At 33.9% G+C, this 2,009-nt stretch carries 3 protein-coding genes; all 3 read left to right on the top strand.

What is annotated here, in order from left to right; genetic code table 11:
• Window positions 1-47: 47 nt before the first annotated feature.
• The gene (locus tag GQ590_RS11915) at window positions 48-524 is read left to right on the top strand and encodes a hypothetical protein (protein WP_160422642.1); all 477 of its coding nucleotides are present in this window, start codon (window positions 48-50) and stop codon (window positions 522-524) included.
• A gap of 12 nt (window positions 525-536) precedes the next feature.
• On the top strand, window positions 537-1,517 hold the full coding sequence (locus GQ590_RS11910; protein ID WP_160422640.1) for a hypothetical protein: 981 nt from the start codon (window positions 537-539) through the stop codon (window positions 1,515-1,517).
• 38 nt (window positions 1,518-1,555) lie between these two features.
• Window positions 1,556-2,009 (top strand): hypothetical protein (locus GQ590_RS11905; RefSeq protein WP_160422638.1); only part of this gene is annotated, 454 nt, incomplete at its 3' end.

Below are 2,009 nucleotides of genomic sequence, written 5' to 3'. Positions count from 1 at the left end.
ATAAGATAAATAAAACAGGCGGATAACTCCGCCGTTTTTTTATTAATATGGTTTTGGTAATGGCAGAAACCTGCCGATACAGCATACCTGTAAAAATTAATGTATTTCCGGATATAAAAAGGGCTTTGCTGATCTGCTTTAATTTTAATGAAAACGATTTCAGAAATTATATTGAAAAAGAAGAATATAATTTAAACACCTATTTAATCATTACAGAAATAAACAGTAGCGGTAAATTTCAAATAGGTGTTACAGGCAAAATAGGGATTAAACCGCATATAGGCACGGATAAAGATGGAATCTATATGACCACGCAGCCTTACAGTGATGGACTTACGTTTTATCTTAAAGTAAAATCTGAATACAAATTGGTCTTTTTTGGATTTACCATTATTGATTGGAATTTTGATTATGAACCTAAACCCTATACCTGCGGAAAATATCAGGTAGATGCGGTAAAATACTACTTCAATAATCCCGATAAAGATGTTCAATACTGGGAAGTAATCCCCGATGAAAATTAAAATATATAAATTATGAAATACTTATTATTAATCTCTCTACTATGCTTGTCCTTGCAAGGCTGTGGACAAAACGAAAAACAAAATAATAACCCAAAATTCAATATAGCTGAAATGGAAAAAACGATTGTAGATCAAGAAAAAAGCTACCTTTATGAATTGGAATACAAACATACCGATTGTTCGTATGAAATCTTAGTTAACGATGTGCCTGTTATTGCCTTTTTCGGATTAGGAAACTGGTCAACGAGTGATGGTATAAATAAATACATTTTAAAGCCCGGAAAACAGACCGTTACCTTGCGATTATACCCGCAAAAAATTGAAGATACCTTGTTTAAAAAAAGTTTAACCAAAGACACGAAGCTTAAAATCACGATAACAAAAAATGAAAGACATTCAGACCCTATGTGGGCATGGAATAATAGAGCGAAGGATAACCCAGATCCGACTAAATGGGATATATTAACCTTTGAAACGCCAAAGATGGAAGATGATAAACAAGCGTATGCGGAATACAAAATGGAATTTGAGGTTAAACCCGAAGAGATGAACTGGCAGATAACCGGCTGGAGCGATGGACAGGATTTAAGAAACCATCCGAACATAAAGCAAGAAGTATTAGACTTTTATAAAAAGATTCAATCTATTATCGAAAACAATAAAAGCGCTGAATTTGTTCAGTTAGTAACTAAATCCTTATATGAATCCGCTTTAGCTCGCGCATGGCAGAGTAAAGCAAGATTTGGTAACTCAATAAAAACAGCTAAAGAAGGAGCCAAGGTCAAACAAAAGTTTATCTTCCCATTAGACCCCAATACCGTAGAATTAAAATTTTATGGCAATGGCAGGGTTGTTACCCTGGTTAGTAAAGATTTAAAATCTTATGGATATTCCCCTTTAGTTGCCAAAGCTCAATTCAGCAACTTTCCTGAAGCTTATACCTTCTACTTATACAAACCCAAAGGCTCCAATGAATTAGAGGTAATAAGATAAATAAAACAGGCGGATAACTCCGCCGTTTTTTTATTAATATGGTTTTGGTAATGGCAGAAACCTGCCGATACAGCATACCTGTAAAAATTAATGTATTTCCGGATATAAAAAGGGCTTTGCTGATCTGCTTTAATTTTAATGAAAACGATTTCAGAAATTATATTGAAAAAGAAGAATATAATTTAAACACCTATTTAATCATTACAGAAATAAACAGTAGCGGCGAATTCCAACTCGCGGTTACAGGTAAAATAGGGATTAAACCGCATATAGGCACGGATAAAGATGGAATCTATATGACCACGCAGCTCTACAGTGATGGACTTACGTTTTATCTTAAAGTAGAATCTGAATTCAAACTGGTCTTTTTTGGATTTACCATTATTGATTGGAATTTTGATTATGAGCCTAAACCCTATACCTGCGGAAAATATCAGGCAGATGCGGTAAAATACTACTTCAATAATCCCGATAAAAATGTTCAATACTGGG

It is taken from the genome of Gilliamella sp. Lep-s35 (assembly GCF_009795845.1).
Taxonomy (GTDB): domain Bacteria; phylum Pseudomonadota; class Gammaproteobacteria; order Enterobacterales; family Orbaceae; genus Gilliamella.
The sequence above is the reverse complement of the archived record's forward strand: the minus strand, read 5'-3'. Positions and strand labels throughout refer to the sequence as shown.